Genomic DNA, 19505 nt, shown 5'->3' with positions numbered 1-19505 from the left:
TAGTCGCTTCGACTACAACGCGTCTCTTTGACTACAAGTCTATGTCCGCCAAACCACTGCTCACCGCTCTGCTCCCGCTGGTTTCCGACCTGTCCCGCGAATTGCCTGAAGGCGAACGCTACCGGCGCCTGCTCGAAGCCATGCGCGCCTTGTTGCCCTGTGATGCAGCCGCATTGTTGCGTCTCGACGGTGAATGGCTGGTGCCGCTGGCGGTGGACGGGTTGAGCACCGACACTCTTGGGCGACGCTTCAAGGTCAGCGAACATCCGCGCTTTGAAGTGCTGCTGGCCGGAGAAGGGCCAACCCGTTTCGCCGCCGACAGCGATTTACCCGACCCTTATGACGGTCTGGTCGATGGCCTCGACGACCATCTGGAAGTTCACGACTGCCTCGGCTGCCCGCTGTTCGTCGATGAAAAACTCTGGGGCCTGATCACCCTTGACGCCCTCGATCCGGAGCGTTTCGAACCCATCGAACTCGATGCCCTGCAAGCCTTCGCCAGCCTCGCCTCGGCCACGGTCAACGCCGCCGAACGCATCGAACGTCTGGCCACTCGCGCCGAAGACGAACATCAGCGCGCCGAGGTCTATCGCCAGGCCAGCGGCCAGCAGAATCGCGAAATGATCGGCCAGAGCAAGGCCCACAAACGGTTGGTGGAAGAGATCAATCTGGTCGGCGGCAGCGACCTGACCGTGCTGATCACCGGGGAAACCGGGGTCGGCAAGGAACTGGTGGCCCAGGCGATCCACGCCGCCTCCCCGCGTGCCGACAAACCGATCATCAGCCTCAACTGCGCGGCCCTGCCGGACACGCTGGTGGAAAGCGAACTGTTCGGCCACGTGCGCGGCGCCTTCACCGGCGCCACCAGCGACCGGCGCGGCAAGTTCGAACTGGCGAACGGTGGCACGCTGTTTCTCGATGAAGTCGGCGAGTTGTCGCTGACGGTTCAGGCCAAACTTTTACGCGTGTTGCAGAGCGGCCAGTTGCAGCGCCTGGGGTCGGACAAGGAGCATCAGGTCGATGTGCGCCTGATCGCTGCGACCAACCGCGACCTGGCCGAAGAAGTACGCAGCGGTCGCTACCGGGCCGACTTCTACCATCGCCTCAGTGTTTACCCGTTGCGAGTACCGGCGCTACGTGAACGGGGTCGCGATGTATTGCTGCTCAGCGGTTTTTTCCTCGAACAGAACCGCTCACGCATGGGCCTCAACAGCCTGCGCCTGAACAGCGACGCCCAGGAATCGTTGCTGGCCTACACTTGGCCGGGCAACGTGCGGGAACTGGAGCACTTGATCGGGCGCAGCGCGCTGAAAGCACTGGGCAACTGCAAGGTGCGGCCGAAGATTCTCAGTCTGAGCGCAGCGGATCTCGACCTGCCGCGCGAGGTTGTGGATAACTCGCCGGTGCCGTCCGAAGCCGTTGTCACCCAGCCAGTGATCGGCGGCGACCTGCGCACCGCCACCGAGCAGTATCAGCGGCAGTTGATCAGCGCAGCACTCGAGCGCAATCAGGACAACTGGGCCAGTGCCGCCCGTGAACTGGGACTGGACCGGGCAAATCTGGGGCGGCTGGCCAAGCGGCTGGGCATGAAATGAACGCCTCGTCGTCGGATTGGCGCCAGAATCTCTAAAGCCTGCCGGTTACACGTCGATAACCCGGCATCGATACCTGCTGACGATCCGTGTGATCGTCGCTCACCTTTTCCACAGAAGGTTTTTATGTCTTCCAACAAAGCCCGCGCAGATTCACTTTCGCTTCTGCTGTTTACCTTGCGCAGCGGCAAGCTGATGGCGATCAACCTGCTGAAGGTCAGTGAAATCATCCCCTGCCCGCCGCTGACCAAGCTGCCGGAGTCGCACCCCCACGTCAAAGGCATCGCCACTTTGCGCGGCGCTTCGCTGTCGGTGATCGACCTGAGCCGTGCCATCGGCGAGCGGCCGCTGGAAGACCCGAACGGCGGCTGCCTGATCGTCACTGACGTCAGCCGTTCGAAGCAGGGTCTACACGTACAGGCGGTGAGCAAGATCGTGCATTGCCTGACCACCGACATCAAACCGCCGCCGTTCGGTTCCGGCGGTTCCCGCGCCTACATCACTGGCGTGACCTCGGTGGACGGCACGCTGGTGCAGGTGCTGGACATCGAAAAAGTCATCCACGGCATCGCCCCGGCGCAGATCGACATGGCCCCGACCGAGCTGAGCATGGAAGACGCCGAAGTGCTGGGCAACGCGCGAATCCTGGTGGTCGACGACAGTCAGGTGGCGTTGCAGCAATCGGTGCACACCCTGCGCAACCTCGGCCTGCAATGCCACACCGCCCGCAGCGCCAAGGAAGCCATCGACTGCCTGCTGGACCTGCAAGGCACGGCGCAGCAGATCAACCTGATCGTTTCCGACATCGAAATGTCCGAGATGGACGGCTACGCCTTCACCCGCACCCTGCGCGAAACCCCGGACTTCGCCCACCTCTACGTGCTGCTGCACACCTCGCTGGACAGCGCGATGAACAGCGAAAAGGCCCGCCTCGCCGGCGCCAACGGGGTGCTGACCAAGTTCTCCTCACCCGAGCTGACCCACTGCCTGATCGAAGCGGCCAAACACGTCGCCGCCCATGGACACTGAGTCTTGAGCGAGACGTTCTGTTTTCTGATGCGGCGCAACCTGAGCCAGGACGTGCCGGCCATCGACTGGCCGCAAGGCATCGAACTCTGCAACTATCGTCCGGAACTGGCACCGGCAGCGCATCAACTGATGCAGCTCGGTTACCGCGAAGGCGGCGGCCGGGTGCCCGCGCTGGACGTCTGGCAGCAACAATATGAAACGGACGCCGAATACGATCCGGCGCTGTGTTTCATCGCCAGCGATGCCGACGGCGTCATCGGTGTGGCGCAATGCTGGACCAGTTCCTACATCAAGAATCTGGTGGTGCATCCCCGGGCTCAGGGGCGCGGACTGGGTCGCGCGCTACTGCTGCATGCGTTCAAGGTTTTTCAGGATCGGCGCGAGGGCTTTGTCGATCTGAAAGTGCTGGAAGACAACCTGCGTGCGCGACAGCTGTATGAAAAGTCTGGAATGTATGTGGTCCGCCGGGAATTGGTACCGGACTGACAAACTAAAATCCTGCGGCATACTCATACCCTGGCGATCAACCACCAAGGATGCCCGAACCATGAAACGCCTCGCCCTCTCCATACTTTGCCTCATCGCCCCGCTTGCCCACGCCTCCAGCCCCGATGCCTGGGCCGCCTACGACAAAACCGTGCTCGCCAGTTGCACCAAGGCCAGCGGCCTGAAAAACGCCAAACCGGTCGGCAACGCTGCGCAATTCGATGACCGCGTCGGCTATACCGCACTGTTGCTGCAAGGCCCGTACCCGCAAAAACACATGAAGGGCCAGCAAGGCACCGAGCTGTGCCTGTACAACAAAAAGTCCAAAACCGCGTTCGTCACCGAATGGGACTCGATCCGCCCGACCGCCAAGCCCTGAGTGAATGGCGCACAACTTGCTTTAATCCAGGCCAGCATGGCGGCTTTACGTCGCCGTTTCACACCCTGATTGAAGATTGCCCGTTCAATGAATACGACGTTCTCCTGCGTAGGTTGCGGCAAATGCTGCACCGATCACCATGTGCCCCTGACACTGGCCGAAACCCGTATGTGGGCAGCTGACGGCGGTCAGGTGATCGTGCTGGTGGAGGCGTTTCTCGCCAACGGCCTGGGCCTGCCGGAACAGCAGCGTGAGCATGCGCAGCGTCGTTCGGCGGTGGTACGCAGCGGAAACTCCGACGCCCATGTGGCCATCACCTTCGCCGCCTACAACGTCGGGCCCTGCCGGAATCTTGACGAAGACAAGCTGTGCCGCATCTACGAGCGCCGGCCGCTGGTGTGTCGCATCTATCCCGCCGAAATCAATCCGCACATTTCGCTGAACCCTGCCGCCAAGGACTGCCCACCAGAATCGTGGGAACAGGGACCTGAACTGATCGTCGGTGGCGAGCTGGTCGATCAGGAACTGGTCACGCTGATCCAGCGCTCCCGTCAGGCCGATCGCGATGACATCCGGGTCAAGGATGCGATTTGCGGGGCGCTTGGTATCCGCACCACGGCACTCAAGGGCGACGGGTTTACCGCGTATCTACCGGACATGGGCGTGTTTGCCTCGGTGATCGATCAGGTCACCGCGCAACCATTGAGCGACGTTTCCAGTGAATGGCTGTTTCACCTCTCCGGTGATGATGTCGCCGGACAAGTGCTGGCGGCCGGGGCACAGGTGGTGACCGAACCGCCGCAGACTTACACGTTCATTTCCCTGCGCGCGGCCTAAGATCCCTGCCGCCGCCCCCAGAACTCCCGCGCCAGCGAACGCAAATCCCCCGCCAGCCCCGCCACATCCTGTGAGTTGAGCTGGCTCTGGCGCCCTTCATCCACCGTCAGCTCACACGCGGTGCGAATACTGACGATGTTGCGGTTGATGTCCTCGCTCACCGCACTTTGCTCCTCGACCGCTGCGGCAATCTGCAGGCTCATCTCGGTGATCTGCTCGACCCGGCCGCTGATCCCGTCCAGCGCCCGGGCCGCGCGTTGCGCCTGTTCGACACTGTTATCCACATGTTCGCTGCTCTGCTGCATCACCAGCACCGCATCCCGCGCGCCGTTCTGCAGGGTGCTGATCATCCGTTGAATCTCGTTGGTCGACTGCTGCGTGCGCTGGGCCAGCCCCCGCACCTCATCGGCCACCACCGCAAATCCGCGCCCGGCATCCCCGGCCCGCGCGGCTTCGATCGCAGCGTTGAGCGCCAACAGATTGGTCTGCTCGGCGATGCTGCGAATCACCTCCAGCACCCCGGAAATCTCGCTGCTGTGGCCTTCGAGCTGATGAATCACCTCTGTCGCCCGGCCCAACTCTTCCGCCAGTCGCAACACCGCACTGCGACTCTCGCCGACCAACAGATGCCCCTCACGGGTTTCCGTCCCCGCCATATCAGCCGCCACCGACGCTTGCTGCGCATGGCTGGCCACCTCCGCCACACTGGCCGCCATCTGATGAATCGCCGCCGCCACCTGATCGGTTTCCGCCTGCTGCGCCAGCGTACTGGTATGACTGCTGTGCAGATGATCGGCCAACTGCGCCGCATGCCCGGCCAGCCGTTGCGACGCATCACCGATCCGCCCGACCACCGCACCGACCTGCGCTTCAAGCATCTGCAAGGCAAACTCGATCTGCCCGAACTGATCCCGCCGCCCGGTATAAATGCCCTGACTCAACGGGTTATCAGCAATCACCCGAGCACGCTCGGTCAGCCGCTCCAAGGGCCCCAGTAACCAACCCACGCCCAGCGCACACGCCCCACTGCCAGCCACCAGCGCAGCGGCTTCGATGCCCATGGATTCAGGCCGCAGCCAGGCTTCCATCCCCAGCACCACCGCCAGCACCGAACTGGTCAACGCCATGATCTTCGCCCGCAAACCCAACACCGGCAGCCGCTGCCACCGCGCCACCCGCCCCTCGCGCAACTGCGCATACGCCCGCTCCGCCGCCGCAATCTGCCGTGCATCCGGCCGCGTGCGCACCGACTGAAACTCCACCGCCGCACCATTCTGCGTAACCGGCGTGACATAGGCACTGACCCAATAGTGATCACCGTTCTTGCAACGATTCTTCACCAGCCCCATCCACGACCGCCCGCGCTTGAGCGTCTGCCACATATGGGCAAACGCCTGCGCGGGCATGTCCGGATGACGCAGCAGGTTATGCGGCGTGCCCAGCAGCTCATCGCGGCTGTAACCGCTGATCTTGATGAAGTCGTCGTTGGCGTAGGTGATCGCGCTGGTCAGATCGGTGGTCGAGAGAATGTTCGCATCCGGCGCAACATCGACATTGCGCCCGGTCACCGGGAGATTGATCTTCATGGAAAGCGCGCTCGTTTTATTGGAAAGAGTCGGCAGGGCTGCTGACTCTAAGCGCACTCATCGGTTAAACGTTGATCTGGCTCAGGAACTGAGCAATTAGCCATCACTGTGACCGAAAATCACAGACGATGGCTGCAGGAGGGAAGTGAATCAGCGCTTGCCCATCGAACGACGAGTGCCCGACGGCGCCACGCCCGGGATCTTGGCATGACGATCACCGTCCTTGCCCTTGAACTGCGGCTGCCTGGCCGCTTTGACAGCCGCCAGGTCACCTGGCTTGAACGGGAACTTGAAAGCCGGGATCTTGGCTTTGGTTTCGTTGGTTTCAGCATGCTCGGCCGTGACGTCGCTGATAGCGTCATCAACTGGCGGTTGGGTCGGGGAAGTCATAAAAGCTCCGCAAAGCAAAAAGTCGGGCCCGAACAGTGAGCCGCGAAGGCGCGCAGTATACCCGCGCGCCCTGCCTCGGCACCTGAAGATTTGCACGGCACGCCGAACGGCTTACAGATAACTGATGGTGACAATGCCCTTGTCGCTCGAAGTCTTCAGCGCCTCATACGTGACGGACAACGACAACGCCTCATGACTGCACGCATTGCGATAGGAATCGATATCAAGCGTCAGGCCAGGCTTGACCTCAACCTGCCGCGACTCCCTCGAACCCAACGTCCCGACACGCCCCACCTCACAACCGGAATCGACAATCCGCCCGCTGAACCGGACCTCACCGGAACTCGTCTGCGACGCGGCAAAGACACAAAGCGAAAGCAAGACAAGCGCAGCCGATATTACGATTTTCAACTTCATGGCAAAGACCCTCCCGAAAGCCCCATCCCAATGGCGTCAGGGCTGTACACCGTGTATCCGCTGGTGGGGGCGGATCTTTAGAAGCGTAGATGGCGCGGGCCGGGAAAGACAAAAATCCAGAGATCACACCACCACCACCACCCTGCTCCTCACCACTCAACACAATGAGCGTTAGCTCGAGTACCGCTCTTGACGTGCCGGCCCCATCGGAAGGCTGAGTGGAGGGATTTATCCGGGGGTCGGAGCGCAGCGACCGTGCGGCGCAGCCGCATGCATCGAGAGGAGGTGCAGCGAAGCAAACCGTAGGCGATGCCCCCGGATGAATCCCGGAACGAAGGAACACCGAGCCTAGGCGAGGTGCCGAACGCAGGGGCCCAGACCTTTTGGTTCCTTTGGGCTGGGCCGGCATTCCGGCGTTTGCCAAAAGGGACTCGCCGTAAGGGCAAAACCGCCAGCCGCAACACCCAAAAAACGGATATACACACCAAACCCCAAGAGCCTGGTCGGCCCAAAGGCCGCCAAGTCAAAGCCGAAACTGACAGCGCCGTCAGCTAGCCGTCACCTTCCTGACCCCCAAACAAGTTTATAAAGAACCAACCTGCCCAACCTCCGTCCCCTGGCGCCCCAACGCATGCAAATCCAGAAGAAAAAGGCCCTGCTCGCCACCCTGCTGATCGCCCTCGCAGCCGCCGGCCTGTGGTATGCGGTAAAACCCGCCCCGGCCAAACTGGCCGCCCCCACCGCCATCCCGGTACGGGTCGTCGCCGTCAGCGAAAAAGACGTCCCCCGCTACACCAGCGGCATCGGCTCGGTCCTCTCGCTGCACAGCGTCGTGGTGCGCCCACAGATCGACGGCATCCTCACCAAGCTGTTGGTCAAGGAAGGTCAGCTGGTAAAACAGGGCGACCTGCTCGCCACCATCGACGACCGCTCGATCCGCGCCAGCCTCGACCAGGCCCGGGCACAACTGGGCGAAAGCCAGGCGCAACTGCAAGTCGCTCTGGTCAACCTCAAGCGCTACAAACTGCTGAGCGTCGACGACGGCGTATCGAAGCAGACCTACGACCAGCAACAGGCACTGGTCAACCAGCTCAAGGCCACCGCTCAGGGCAATCAGGCCTCGATTGACGCGGCTCAAGTACAACTTTCCTACACCCAGATTCGCTCTCCGGTCACCGGCCGTGTCGGCATTCGCACGGTCGACGAAGGCAACTTCCTGCGCATGACCGACACCCAGGGTCTGTTCACCGTGACCCAGATCGACCCGATCGCTGTCGAGTTCTCCCTGCCCCAGCAAATGCTGCCGACCCTGCAGGGCCTGATCAACGATCCGCAGCGTGCCCAGGTCAAGGCCTACATCGGCGCCGACACCGACGGCGAAACCGGCAACCTGCTCGGCGAAGGTCACTTGACCCTGATAGACAACCAGATCAACGCCAACACCGGCACCATCCGCGCCAAGGCCGAATTCGACAACCCCAACCAGAAACTCTGGCCCGGCCTGCTGGTGACGGTAAAGATTCAGACGGCACTGGACAAAGATGCGCTGGTGGTCCCGCCCACCGTCGTACAACGCGGGCTGGATCAACACTTCGTGTACCGGGTCAACGGCGACAAGGTTGAAACCGTTCAGGTGCAAATGGTTTACCAGGGCAGCGGCCAGGACATCATCAAGGGCGTGAAACCCGGCGACGTATTGGTCAGTGACGGCCAGTCGCGGCTCAAGCCCGGTTCGACCGTGCAGGTCATGAGCGAACCGCCGCAGGTGGTGCAAGCGGAGCCCAAGCCATGAAGCAGCACAAAGGCGTTTCGACCTGGTGCATCGATCACCCGGTAGCGACGATTCTGCTGACCATCGCGCTGGTGCTGGTCGGGGTGATTGCCTTCCCGCGCCTGCCGATTGCCCCATTGCCGGAAGCGGAATTTCCGACGATCCAGGTCTCCGCGCAACTGCCCGGCGCCAGTCCGGACACCATGGCCTCGTCCGTGGCCACGCCGCTGGAGGTGCAATTCAGCGCTATCCCCGGCATGACCCAGATGACCTCCAGCAGTGCGCTCGGCTCAAGCCTGCTGACCCTGCAATTCACCCTCGACAAGAGCATCGACACCGCCGCCCAGGAAGTGCAGGCCGCGATCAACACAGCCGCCGGCAAATTGCCGAAAGACATGCCGACCCTGCCGACCTGGAAGAAGGTCAACCCGGCCGATAGCCCGGTGCTGATCCTCAGCGTCAGCTCCACGCAGATGCCCGGCACCGAACTCAGTGACCTGGTGGAGACCCTGCTGGCCCGTCAGATCAGTCAGATCGACGGCGTAGGCCAGATCAACATCACCGGTCAGCAACGTCCGGCAATCCGCGTTCAAGCTTCGGCGGACAAACTGGCGGCCATCGGCCTGACCCTCGCCGATATTCGTCTGGCGATCCAGCAGACCAGCCTCAACCTCGCCAAGGGTGCGCTGTACGGCGAGTCGAGCATTTCCACGCTGTCGACCAACGACCAGTTGTTCCACCCCGAGGAATACAGCCAGCTCATCGTTTCCTACAAGGATGGCGCCCCGGTTCACCTGAAAGATGTCGCCAAAGTCGTCAACGGTTCAGAAGATGCCTACGTGCAAGCGTGGGCCGGTGATCAACCGGGGGTGAACCTGGTGATCTCCCGCCAGCCCGGCGCCAACATCGTCGAAACCGTAGACCGGATCCAGGCCGCCCTGCCCGGCCTCGAAGCCATGCTGCCGGCCTCGGTGCAGGTCAAAACCCTGATCGACCGTACCCAGACCATCCGCGCTTCACTGCATGAAGTGGAAATCACTTTGCTGATCGCGATTCTGCTGGTGGTAGCGGTGATGGCGCTGTTCCTGCGCCAGTTGTCGGCGACGATGATTGTGTCGGCGGTGCTCGGGGTGTCGCTGACCGCCAGTTTCGCCCTGATGTACCTGCTCGGTTTCAGCCTGAACAACCTGACCCTCGTCGCCATCGTGGTGGCGGTGGGCTTCGTGGTCGACGATGCGATCGTGGTGGTGGAAAACATCCACCGCCATCTGGAGGCCGGCGACAGCATGCGCGACGCCGCGATCAAGGGCGCGGGCGAGATCGGTTTCACCGTGGTCTCGATCAGCTTCTCGCTGGTAGCGGCGTTCATTCCGCTGCTGTTCATGGGCGGTGTGGTCGGGCGCTTGTTCAAGGAGTTCGCCCTGACGGCCACCTCGACCATCATGATTTCCGTGGTTGTGTCGCTGACCCTGGCGCCAACCCTCGCCGCGCTGTTCATGCGCAAACCGGTGCATCAAGCCCATGACAAACCGGGCTTCAGCGAACGCCTGCTCGGCTGGTACGAGAAGGGCCTGCGCCGCGCCCTCGCCCACCAGAAACTGATGATCGGCGTGTTCGGTATCTCGGTTGCGCTGGCGATCGGCGGTTACATCTTTATCCCCAAAGGGTTCTTCCCGGTGCAGGACACCGGTTTCGTCCTCGGTACAACGGAAGCCGCTGCGGACATCTCCTACAGCGACATGGTGAAAAAACACCTGGCGATGGCGGAAATCGTCGCCGCCGACCCTGCCGTCCAGGCGTTTTCCCACTCGGTCGGCGTGTCCGGCAGCAACCAGACCATCGCCAACGGCCGCTTCTGGATCGCCCTGAAACCTCGGGGTGACCGAGATGTTTCAGCCAGCCAGTTCATCGACCGCATTCGTCCGCAACTGATGAAAGTCCCCGGCATAGTGCTGTACCTGCGCGCCGGCCAGGACATCAACCTCAGCTCCGGTCCGAGCCGTGCGCAGTATCAATATGTGCTCAAGAGCAACGACGGGCCGACCCTCGCCACCTGGACCCAGAAGCTCACCGAAAAGCTGCGCAGCATCCCGGCGTTCCGCGACATTTCCAACGATCTGCAACTGGGCGGCAGCATCACCCACATCAGCATCGACCGCAGCGCCGCCGCGCGTTTCGGCCTGACGGCCAGCGATGTCGACGAGGCGCTGTACGACGCGTTCGGGCAACGACAGATCAATGAGTTCCAGACCCAGGTCAACCAGTACAACGTGATTCTGGAACTGGACACCGCGCAGCGCGGCAAAGCCGAAAGCCTCAACTATTTCTACCTGCGCTCGCCCTTGAGCGGGGAAATGGTGCCGCTGTCGGCGCTGGCCCGCTTCGACGCGCCGACCATCGGCCCGCTGTCGATTGCCCACGACGGCATGTTCCCGGCCGCCAACCTGTCGTTCAACCTGGCGCCCGGCGTGGCGTTGGGCGACGCGGTGATCCTGCTCAACCAGGCCAAGGCCGAGATCGGCATGCCGACCGCGATCAGCGGCAACTTCCAGGGCGCGGCGCAGGCATTCCAGAGCTCGCTGGCCAGCCAGCCGTGGCTGATTCTCGCGGCGCTGGTGGCGGTGTACATCATTCTGGGTGTGCTTTATGAGAGCTTCGTCCATCCGCTGACGATCATCTCGACCTTGCCGGCAGCGGGTCTCGGTGCGGTGATCATGCTGTGGATCTGCGGCCAGGACTTTTCGATCATGGCGCTGATCGGGCTGGTGCTGCTGATCGGTATCGTGAAGAAGAACGGCATCCTGATGATCGACTTCGCCCTCGAAGCCCAGCGCCATCGTGGGCTGGCCCCCCAGGATGCGATTTTCGAAGCATGCCTGACGCGGTTCCGGCCGATCATCATGACCACGCTCGCCGCCCTGCTCGGCGCCCTGCCGCTGATGCTCGGCTACGGCACCGGCGCCGAACTGCGCCAGCCACTGGGGATCGCGGTCGTGGGCGGATTGCTGGTCAGCCAGATGCTGACGCTGTTCACCACGCCGGTCATATACTTGTGGCTTGAGCGGCTGTTCCACAAGCCCAAACCATCGCCCGTCGCGGCGCTGGCAACGACAGACTGAGGCGGGTCATGCGCGTTCTGATTATCGAAGACGAAGAGAAAACCGCGGACTATCTGCACCGCGGCCTGACGGAACAGGGTTACACCGTGGATCTGGCCCGCGATGGCATCGAGGGCCTGCACCTGGCGCTGGAAAGCGACTACGCGGTGATCGTCCTCGACGTGATGCTGCCGGGCCTCGATGGCTTCGGCGTATTGCGCGCATTGCGTGCGCGCAAGCAGACGCCGGTGATCATGCTCACCGCCCGCGAACGGGTCGAAGACCGGATCAGGGGCCTGCGCGACGGCGCCGACGACTACCTCGGCAAACCGTTTTCCTTCCTCGAACTGGTGGCGCGCCTGCAAGCGTTGACCCGTCGCAGTGGCGGCCATGAACCGGTGCAAGTGAGCATCGCCGACCTGTGGATCGATCTGATCAGCCGCAAGGCCACCCGCGCCGGCACCCGGCTGGATCTGACCGCGAAAGAGTTTTCGCTGCTCAGTGTGCTGGCCCGGCGTCAGGGCGAAATCCTCTCGAAAACCGCGATTGCCGAAATGGTCTGGGACATCAATTTCGACAGCGACGCCAACGTGGTCGAAGTCGCGATCAAGCGCCTGCGGGCCAAGCTCGACGGGCCGTTCGACGAGAAATTGCTGCACACGATCCGCGGCATGGGTTATGTGCTGGAGAGCCGCGGTGTCCAGTAACTCAATAGCGCTGCGTCTGAGCGGGATGTTCACGCTGGTGGCGCTGCTGGTCTTCCTGTTGATCGGCGGCGCGCTGTATCAACAAGTGGACAAGGGCCTAGGCCTGCTGCCGGAAGCGGAACTGGATGCGCGTTACAGCGTGCTCGAATCCGCGCTCAACCGCTATGGCACCCCCGAGCATTGGGTAAAGATCAACGCCAAGCTCAAGCTGCTCGGCGAAGAAGACAAGCGCATCCATTTCTGGGTGGTCAGCGGCAATCCGGGGTACGAATTCGGCGAGCCGAATGCCTTGATCCGCACGTTCGCCCAAGGTGCGCCGGGCATGCGCGACCTGCAACTGCCCAACCATCCTTACCCGCTGAAAGTGCTGCTGACCGAACTGCCGGCCAAGGATCAGCGACCGCCGCTACGCTTCATGATCGGCATCGACACCGAGGCTCTTCACCAGACCCAGCATCAGTTGCTGATCGCGCTGATCAGTCTGGCGGTGATCGGCGTGCTGCTGGCCTCGGCATTGGGTTACTGGGTGGCGCGAATCGGCCTCAAACCGCTGATCAAACTGTCCCATGAAGCCCAACGTCTGGCGCCGCCGTTGCGGGCCGGGCGCTTGCGCCTGTCGCCATTGCCGCCGGAACTCGAGCAGTTCGTCGACTCGTTCAACTCGACGCTGGAGCGGGTTGAACAAGCCTATTCGCGGCTGGAATCCTTCAACGCCGACGTCGCCCATGAACTGCGCTCGCCGTTGACCAACCTGATCGGTCAGACCCAGGTCGCACTGACTCGCGGGCGCTCTGCCGAGCATTATTTCGAAGTGCTGCAATCCAACCTCGAAGAGCTGGAACGCCTGCGCTCGATCATCAACGACATGCTGTTCCTGGCCAGCGCCGATCAGGGCAGCAAGGCCACCAAACTCACCTCGACCTCCCTCGCCGATGAAGTGGCCACCACCCTTGAATACCTCGATTTCATCCTCGAAGACGCCCAGGTCCAGGTTCGGGTCAGCGGCGACGCGCAGGTGCAGATCGAGATCGCCCACCTGCGCCGGGCGTTGATCAATCTGCTGAGCAATGCGGTGCAGCACACCGCGCCGGGACAGGTGATCGAAGTGCAGATCGCGGTCGAGGAACATCAGGTCAGCATCGGCGTGGCCAACCCCGGTTCGCCGATTGCCAGCGAGCATTTGCCACGGTTGTTCGAACGCTTCTACCGGGTCGATGCGTCGCGCAGCAACAGTGGCAACAACCACGGTCTGGGGCTGGCGATCGTCAAGGCGATTGCGCTGATGCATGGTGGTGATGTGTTTGTGCACAGTGACCGGGGGATGAATACCTTCGGGATTCATTTGCCGGTCTGACCCCGCCGCATATCGTTCCCACGCTCTGCGTGGGAATGAACATCCCCTGCGGATCTTTGCTTTTGCTGTAACAGTCATTTATGAAAATCACGCTGTTTCCCGGTGCCCGGCAACCTTATCTTTGCCCGCACCAAACAGCACTTGCCAAGCAAGAAGGTTTTCAAGATGTCCAACAGTATGGGTATTGCCAGCGCTTTCGTTTTGTCCTCATTGATCCTGTCGCCGATGGCGATGGCTGAAGAATCGCAGTCGTTCGTAGCGCAGAATGCCGCTCGCGCTCACGCATTCGAACAGCATCAGGCAGAAGTGATGGCCAAGGCTCAAGACGCCACGCAAGCCCCTCAGGCCGCAACTTCCCAGACTCAGGCAACCGAGAAAGACAGCTGAGTCACGCACAGCGCAGTTTCCCTCGACGCGGTTGTTTGGCTCTTCCCGTTCAACCGTCGTCCTTCCAGGCCACTGATTTTCAGTGGCCTTTTTTCGTTGTGGTGTGAAAGCGGTCCGGTTCGTCTCTTACCATTAGAAACATCCCGCACCTCAAGACATTGAAGTGTCAGTTGACCCAAGGAGCTTTACCGCAAGTGCGTTACCCAGTCCGCTTCACCCCGCTGTTCATTGCAATCGCCGCAACGATTGCTCCTGCCGCCCACGCCGCTGAAACCGATAAGGAAGGTTTTGTCGAAGGCTCGAGCCTCAACCTCAACGCCCGCAACTACTACATGAATCGCAACCGCCTACAGAAAGCGGACGACAACATCGAGTGGGGCCAGGGTTTCCTCGGCAAATTCCAGTCGGGCTACACCGAAGGCACGGTCGGCTTTGGTATCGATGCCCACGCCATGCTCGGTCTGAAACTCGACGGTGGTGGCGGCACGGACAACTCCAGCATCCTGCCGGTCAGCGACGGCAACGGCAAAGCGCCGGGCTCGTTCTCCACCGCGGGCGGCACCTTGAAAATGCGCGCGTTCGATACCGAACTGAAGGCCGGTGACCTGTTCCTCACCAACCCGGTGATCGCTGGCGGCGAAAGCCGCATGCTGCCGCAGACCTTCCGTGGCGTCAGCCTGACCAACCACAGCTTCGACGGGTGGATGATCGAAGGTGGCCAGGCCAGCTTCACCAAACCGTACAACCAGAGCGGCCACAAACGCATCGGCACCTCGTACGGCACCCTCGCCGAGGGCGATAAAAGCCAGCACCTGAACTGGGCCGGCGTGGCCTGGAGCGGCGTCGAAGGCCTGACCAGCAACCTGTACGCCGCCGAGCTGAAGGACATCTGGAACCAGTACTACTACGACCTGGACTACACCTGGGCGCTGAATGATCTGGTGACCCTCAATCCGGGCCTGCACTTCTATCACACCCAAGACACCGGCGACGCGCTGCTGGGCAACATCGACAACAACACCTACAGCCTGCATTTCACCGTGGGTATCGGCAGCCACAGCGTCACCGCCGCGTACCAGCGGGTCAACGGCAACACGCCGTTCGACTACATCAGCCAGGGCGACAGCATCTACCTCGACAACTCCCAGCAATACTCGGATTTCAACGGCCCGAACGAGCGCTCGTGGAAACTCAAGTACGCCTACGACTTCGCAGGCGTCGGCCTGCCGGGCCTGACCTCGGCGGTGTCTTACTCGCGCGGTACGCTGGACCTGACCAAAGTCGACCCGGACAGCAAGGGCTACGCCTCGTGGTACAGCGCCGAAGGTCGCAACGCCAAGCACTGGGAACGCGACATCGACCTCAAGTACGTGGTGCAGAGCGGCCAGGCCAAAGATCTTGCGGTGCGCCTGCAATGGGCCACCAACCGCGGCGGCAACGGTTACGGCGCGCTGGACACCGACACAGATGAATACCGAGTGATCATCGACTACCCGATCAACGTCTTCTAAGATCGGCGCTACAGTTGAAAGGCCAGCCTTATGCGCTGGCCTTTTTCTTGCCTGTGCGGCAGCGACGTTTGTACAACTACGCTTATAAGACTCTTCAACCGATAACCCAACCATGATCGCGAGCCGTACTCCACCTGCTGCGGGAAAGACCGGACGTCCTGAGCTGCTGCTGATTCTCGGCAGTCTGCTGAGCGTGTTAGCGATTGTGTGCATCGTGACTTTTCTACTGATTCGCGAGCACGCCAATGCTCAGGAGTCGGCGACTCGCAGCGCCACCACCATCGCCCAACTGATCGACGCCGACGTGCTGCGTACCGTCGAACTGTACGACCTGACCCTGCAAGGTCTGATTGCCGCCGCCCAGCGCGACGACCTGAAAAACGTGTCGCCGCAGATCCGCCACCTGGCGCTGTTCGACCGCTCCACCACGGCGCGTTTCAAGGGCGACATTCTGCTGCTCGACAAGCATGGCGAGGTCATCGCCGACTCCTCGCGGGTCGAACCGCTACCGGGCAATTTCGCCGACCGCGATTACTTCCTCGCCCACGCCTTCAACCGCGACGCCGGCATGTTCATCAGCCGCCCGTTCAAGCCCCGTTGCGACTGCGACGACGCCAACCAGTGGCGCATCAGTTTCAGCCGGCGCATTTCCTCGGACACCGGGGAATTCCTGGGCGTAGCGGTGGCGTCAATGAAGCTCGATTACTTCGACCAGTTGTTCAACAGCCTCGACATCGGCGTTGACAGCACGCTGAACATCATCAACAGCGACGGCATCCTGTTGGCCCAGAAGCCCTATCTGCAAAGCGATTCGATCGGCAAGAGCTTCGCCAACCGGCCCAATGTGGTGAGAATCCTGCGCGACCGTAGCGGCAATGGCAGTTTCAACAGCATCTCGAGCATGGATTATCAACAACGGCTGTACACCTACTCCCAGGTCGGCAACCTGCCGCTAAGGGTGATCGTGGCGCTATCAAGTGAGGAAGTGTTCGGGGCATGGAAGCGCACGGCGATTCTGATCAGCGGTGCCACCGGGGTGCTCTGCCTCGGCCTGCTGTGGCTGACCTGGCTGCTGGCCCGAGAGCTGCGTTTGCGGCAACGGGCCGAACATGAACTGGCGCAACTGGCGGCCACCGACGCCCTGACCGGCGTCGCCAACCGGCGGATGCTCGATCAGGCGCTGAGGCACGAGTGGTTTCGTGCCCAACGCTCGGGCAAATCGCTGTCGTTGCTGATGATCGACGCCGATCACTTCAAGGCATTCAACGACCGGCATGGCCATCAGGCCGGAGATCAGGCGCTGCGAGAACTGGCCAGGGTCATTACCGCCAATGTGAGACGCCCGGCGGATCTGGTGGCGCGTTATGGCGGAGAAGAGTTCTCGGTGATCCTGGCAGAGACCGACAGTGTCGGCGCGCAACAGATAGCCGAGCATGTGCGGGCCGCGGTCGAGCAATTGCCACGCATGGAGGGCGATGAAATGCCGATGACGGTGAGCATCGGTATCAGCACCTGGACGGCGGCGAGTGAAATCAGTCTGGAACAACTGTTGTTCGCGGCGGACCGGGCGCTGTATCAGGCAAAGGAAAGTGGCCGTAACCGGGTGGTGCTGGCGTCCTGAACACAAGCATAAAAAAGGCCACCCAAAGGTGGCCTTCAAAAAACTAGAGAGGTTTTTTACTTACACTGCCGCAACCGGGCGCATGTAAGAGATCGGTGCAGTGCTGGCGTCTTCGAACGTCACGACTTCCCAGGCATCTTTCTGCTCAATCAGTTTGCGCAGAAGCTGGTTGTTCAGTGCGTGGCCGGACTTGAAGCCCTTGAACTCACCAATCAGGCTATTGCCCAGCAGGTACAGGTCGCCAATTGCATCGAGGATCTTGTGCTTCACGAATTCGTCTTCATAGCGAAGGCCGTCTTCGTTCAGCACACCATCGGCATCGACCACGATTGCGTTTTCAACGCTGCCGCCGAGTGCGAGGTTATGCTTGCGCAGGTACTCGATGTCACTCATGAAGCCGAAAGTACGGGCGCGGCTGACTTCTTTTACGAACGAAGTGCTGGAAAAATCCACGCTTGCACTTTGGGTGCGGTCCCGGAAAACCGGGTGATCGAAATCGATCTCGAAGCTCACCTTGAACCCGTCGAAAGGGACGAAAGTGGCGCGCTTGTCACCATCTTCCACTGTCACTTCACGCAGGATGCGGATGAATTTCTTGGCGGCGTCCTGTTCTTCCAGGCCTGCCGATTGAATCAGGAATACGAAAGGTCCTGCGCTACCGTCCATGATCGGGACTTCGGACGCGGAGAGCTCGACGTAGGCGTTATCGATGCCCAGGCCAGCCATGGCCGAGAGCAAGTGCTCTACCGTGTCCACTTTGACGTCGCCATTGATCAGCGTCGTCGACATAGTGGTTTCACCGACGTTTTCCGCGCGGGCAGGAATCTGCACCACAGGGTCGAGGTCAGCGCGACAAAACACAATGCCAGTGTCGACAGGCGCAGGCTTGAGGGTCAGGTAGACCTTCTCCCCGGAGTGCAGGCCTACACCTGTGGCACGGATAATATTTTTCAGTGTGCGTTGTTTAATCATGGCTTGGGCCGCTTCAGCGCAAATTGCGAACTGGTATCAACAAAGGCTGGCGATAATAGCAGACCGAGCCTTTGCTGAACACCAATCACCTTCATAGCCCTGATACATTCCATCAATCAGCCTGACGACGCAGGAAAGCCGGGATGTCCAGGTAGTCCAAGTCATCTTGCGGATTCATCTTCGCGGCAGTCGCAGCACCGGCCTGAGCCTGGTTGCGCATGACGGTCGGACGGTCCAGGTCACGGTAGTTCACAGCAGGTTGTTCCTGACGCGCAGGGGCCTGTTGTTGCACCGGAGCGGAAGCCATGGTGGTGTGAACGGTGTTGTCGATGACCTTCACTGGCTTCTCGATTTTTGCGCCCAGACCGGTGGCAACGACGGTCACGTGCAGCTCGTCGCGCATGTCCGGATCGATAACGGTACCGACCTTGACCATTGCGTGCTCGGAAGCGAAGGCTTCGATGATCGAACCAACGTCGGAGTACTCACCCAGGGACAGGTCAGGACCGGCGGTGATGTTCACCAGGATGCCGCGTGCACCTTGCAGGTTCACGTCTTCCAGCAACGGGTTGCGGATGGCCGCTTCGGTGGCTTCACGCGCACGGTTCGGACCGCTGGCGCAGCCAGTGCCCATCATCGCCATGCCCATTTCGCTCATCACGGTGCGTACGTCGGCGAAGTCGACGTTGATCATGCCCGGACGCTTGATGATGTCGGAGATACCGCGAACGGCACCGGCCAGTACATCGTCAGCCTTGGCGAAAGCCGACAAGAGGCTTGCGTCTTTACCGAGGATGGTCAGCAGCTTTTCGTTGGGAATGGTGATCAACGAGTCGACGCTTTCGGAGAGCATGCGGATGCCTTCGTCGGCGATCTGCATACGCTTGCGGCCTTCGAACGGGAACGGACGGGTCACGACCGCAACGGTCAGGATGCCCATTTCCTTGGCCACTTCGGCGATGATCGGCGCTGCACCGGTACCGGTACCGCCGCCCATGCCGGTGGTGATGAACACCATGTTGGTGCCGGCCAGCACTTCAGCGATGCGCTCGCGATCTTCCAGCGCAGCCTGACGGCCGACTTCCGGGTTGGCGCCGGCGCCCAGGCCTTTGGTCACGCCGGTGCCCAGTTGCAGGATGGTACGCGCGCCGATGTTTTTCAGCGCTTGAGCATCGGTGTTGGCGCAGATGAACTCGACGCCTTCGATGTTGCTCTTGACCATGTGGTTGACAGCGTTGCCGCCGCCACCGCCAACACCGATAACTTTGATTACCGGGCTTGCGGGGATGTTGTCTACGAGTTCGAACATTTTCCCTCTCCTTACATTCTCTAGTTTTTTCGCCTACTGCATTTTGTTGCGGTGCTGCG

General features: G+C 61.3%; 17 protein-coding genes and 1 pseudogene. 12 read left to right on the top strand and 6 right to left on the bottom strand.

From position 1 onward, the window contains the following. Positions 1 to 41 precede the first annotated feature (41 nt). The 5 genes from norR (at position 42) to CAF87_RS26970 (ending at position 4323) form a co-directional block, all read left to right on the top strand. The gene (gene norR / locus CAF87_RS26990) at positions 42 to 1595 is read left to right on the top strand and encodes a nitric oxide reductase transcriptional regulator NorR (RefSeq protein ID WP_085733684.1); all 1554 of its coding nucleotides are present in this window, start codon (positions 42 to 44) and stop codon (positions 1593 to 1595) included. Positions 1596 to 1718: 123 nt separating this feature from the next. Next, positions 1719 to 2621, top strand: coding sequence for a chemotaxis protein CheV (locus tag CAF87_RS26985; protein ID WP_085733683.1), 903 nt, complete (start codon positions 1719 to 1721; stop codon positions 2619 to 2621). Positions 2622 to 2648: 27 nt separating this feature from the next. Next, positions 2649 to 3107 (top strand): GNAT family N-acetyltransferase, encoded by a 459-nt coding sequence (locus tag CAF87_RS26980; RefSeq protein ID WP_085733702.1) that lies wholly within the window; start codon positions 2649 to 2651, stop codon positions 3105 to 3107. A 61-nt stretch (positions 3108 to 3168) separates the two neighbouring features. Continuing rightward, positions 3169 to 3486 carry a hypothetical protein gene (locus CAF87_RS26975; protein WP_085733682.1) on the top strand — a complete coding sequence of 106 codons (318 nt, stop codon included), beginning with the start codon at positions 3169 to 3171 and terminating at the stop codon, positions 3484 to 3486. Positions 3487 to 3573: 87 nt separating this feature from the next. Next, positions 3574 to 4323: a YkgJ family cysteine cluster protein gene (locus CAF87_RS26970; protein WP_085733681.1), complete on the top strand. Its 750-nt coding sequence runs from the start codon at positions 3574 to 3576 to the stop codon at positions 4321 to 4323. Here CAF87_RS26970 and CAF87_RS26965 read toward each other — a convergent pair. The 4 genes and pseudogenes from CAF87_RS26965 to CAF87_RS26955 form a co-directional block, all read right to left on the bottom strand. Then, positions 4320 to 5384 (bottom strand): methyl-accepting chemotaxis protein, encoded by a 1065-nt coding sequence (locus CAF87_RS26965; RefSeq protein ID WP_371850999.1) that lies wholly within the window; start codon positions 5382 to 5384, stop codon positions 4320 to 4322. The genes CAF87_RS26970 and CAF87_RS26965 overlap by 4 nt on opposite strands. Before the next feature lie 243 nt (positions 5385 to 5627). Continuing rightward, a pseudogene (locus CAF87_RS29825) lies at positions 5628 to 5909 on the bottom strand (PAS domain-containing protein); the annotation flags it as partial. 150 nt (positions 5910 to 6059) lie between these two features. Further along, a complete protein-coding gene (locus CAF87_RS26960) occupies positions 6060 to 6299 on the bottom strand; it encodes a hypothetical protein (protein WP_085733679.1) in 240 nt (79 codons plus the stop codon). Between the two features lie 111 nt (positions 6300 to 6410). Beyond that, positions 6411 to 6716, bottom strand: a complete 306-nt coding sequence (locus CAF87_RS26955; RefSeq protein WP_085733678.1) for a hypothetical protein — start codon at positions 6714 to 6716, stop codon at positions 6411 to 6413. Positions 6717 to 7347: 631 nt separating this feature from the next. Here CAF87_RS26955 and CAF87_RS26950 point away from each other — a divergent pair. The 7 genes from CAF87_RS26950 (at position 7348) to CAF87_RS26920 (ending at position 17165) form a co-directional block, all read left to right on the top strand. After that, positions 7348 to 8508, top strand: coding sequence for an efflux RND transporter periplasmic adaptor subunit (locus CAF87_RS26950; RefSeq protein WP_085733677.1), 1161 nt, complete (start codon positions 7348 to 7350; stop codon positions 8506 to 8508). Next, a complete protein-coding gene (locus CAF87_RS26945) occupies positions 8505 to 11606 on the top strand; it encodes a multidrug efflux RND transporter permease subunit (protein ID WP_085733676.1) in 3102 nt (1033 codons plus the stop codon). Before CAF87_RS26950 ends, CAF87_RS26945 begins: the two co-directional genes overlap by 4 nt. 8 nt (positions 11607 to 11614) lie before the next feature. Next, entirely contained in the window at positions 11615 to 12292 is a 678-nt protein-coding gene (locus CAF87_RS26940; RefSeq protein ID WP_053123617.1) for a heavy metal response regulator transcription factor, read from the top strand. Next, complete coding sequence (locus CAF87_RS26935) at positions 12282 to 13646, top strand: heavy metal sensor histidine kinase (RefSeq protein WP_085733675.1); 1365 nt, start codon at positions 12282 to 12284, stop codon at positions 13644 to 13646. The genes CAF87_RS26940 and CAF87_RS26935 overlap by 11 nt, the downstream gene beginning before the upstream one ends. 165 nt (positions 13647 to 13811) lie before the next feature. Beyond that, positions 13812 to 14033 (top strand): hypothetical protein, encoded by a 222-nt coding sequence (locus CAF87_RS26930; protein WP_085733701.1) that lies wholly within the window; start codon positions 13812 to 13814, stop codon positions 14031 to 14033. A gap of 194 nt (positions 14034 to 14227) precedes the next feature. Beyond that, positions 14228 to 15544, top strand: coding sequence for an OprD family porin (locus tag CAF87_RS26925; RefSeq protein ID WP_085733674.1), 1317 nt, complete (start codon positions 14228 to 14230; stop codon positions 15542 to 15544). Between the two features lie 112 nt (positions 15545 to 15656). Continuing rightward, complete coding sequence (locus CAF87_RS26920; protein ID WP_085733673.1) at positions 15657 to 17165, top strand: sensor domain-containing diguanylate cyclase; 1509 nt, start codon at positions 15657 to 15659, stop codon at positions 17163 to 17165. 60 nt (positions 17166 to 17225) lie between these two features. On the opposite strand, the gene lpxC is transcribed toward CAF87_RS26920, so the two are convergent. Both lpxC and ftsZ read right to left on the bottom strand, forming a co-directional pair. Beyond that, on the bottom strand, positions 17226 to 18137 hold the full coding sequence (gene lpxC / locus CAF87_RS26915) for a UDP-3-O-acyl-N-acetylglucosamine deacetylase (RefSeq protein WP_065261513.1): 912 nt from the start codon (positions 18135 to 18137) through the stop codon (positions 17226 to 17228). A 112-nt stretch (positions 18138 to 18249) separates the two neighbouring features. Continuing rightward, on the bottom strand, positions 18250 to 19446 hold the full coding sequence (ftsZ, locus tag CAF87_RS26910) for a cell division protein FtsZ (protein ID WP_085709356.1): 1197 nt from the start codon (positions 19444 to 19446) through the stop codon (positions 18250 to 18252). Between the last annotated feature and the right edge of the window lie 59 nt (positions 19447 to 19505).

Origin of the sequence: Pseudomonas sp. R38(2017), assembly GCF_002112395.1 — a bacterium.
GTDB lineage: Bacteria > Pseudomonadota > Gammaproteobacteria > Pseudomonadales > Pseudomonadaceae > Aquipseudomonas.
The sequence above is the reverse complement of the archived record's forward strand: the minus strand, read 5'-3'. Positions and strand labels throughout refer to the sequence as shown.

Coding starts and splice junctions, on each gene's coding strand:
- norR (WP_085733684.1), top strand. CDS start 42: ATGTCCGCCAAACCACTGCTCACCGCTCTGCTCCCGCTGGTTTCCGAC.
- CAF87_RS26985 (WP_085733683.1), top strand. CDS start 1,719: ATGTCTTCCAACAAAGCCCGCGCAGATTCACTTTCGCTTCTGCTGTTT.
- CAF87_RS26980 (WP_085733702.1), top strand. CDS start 2,649: ATGCGGCGCAACCTGAGCCAGGACGTGCCGGCCATCGACTGGCCGCAA.
- CAF87_RS26975 (WP_085733682.1), top strand. CDS start 3,169: ATGAAACGCCTCGCCCTCTCCATACTTTGCCTCATCGCCCCGCTTGCC.
- CAF87_RS26970 (WP_085733681.1), top strand. CDS start 3,574: ATGAATACGACGTTCTCCTGCGTAGGTTGCGGCAAATGCTGCACCGAT.
- CAF87_RS26965 (WP_371850999.1), bottom strand. CDS start 5,384: ATGGGCATCGAAGCCGCTGCGCTGGTGGCTGGCAGTGGGGCGTGTGCG.
- CAF87_RS26960 (WP_085733679.1), bottom strand. CDS start 6,299: ATGACTTCCCCGACCCAACCGCCAGTTGATGACGCTATCAGCGACGTC.
- CAF87_RS26955 (WP_085733678.1), bottom strand. CDS start 6,716: ATGAAGTTGAAAATCGTAATATCGGCTGCGCTTGTCTTGCTTTCGCTT.
- CAF87_RS26950 (WP_085733677.1), top strand. CDS start 7,348: ATGCAAATCCAGAAGAAAAAGGCCCTGCTCGCCACCCTGCTGATCGCC.
- CAF87_RS26945 (WP_085733676.1), top strand. CDS start 8,505: ATGAAGCAGCACAAAGGCGTTTCGACCTGGTGCATCGATCACCCGGTA.
- CAF87_RS26940 (WP_053123617.1), top strand. CDS start 11,615: ATGCGCGTTCTGATTATCGAAGACGAAGAGAAAACCGCGGACTATCTG.
- CAF87_RS26930 (WP_085733701.1), top strand. CDS start 13,812: ATGTCCAACAGTATGGGTATTGCCAGCGCTTTCGTTTTGTCCTCATTG.
- CAF87_RS26920 (WP_085733673.1), top strand. CDS start 15,657: ATGATCGCGAGCCGTACTCCACCTGCTGCGGGAAAGACCGGACGTCCT.
- lpxC (WP_065261513.1), bottom strand. CDS start 18,137: ATGATTAAACAACGCACACTGAAAAATATTATCCGTGCCACAGGTGTA.
- ftsZ (WP_085709356.1), bottom strand. CDS start 19,446: ATGTTCGAACTCGTAGACAACATCCCCGCAAGCCCGGTAATCAAAGTT.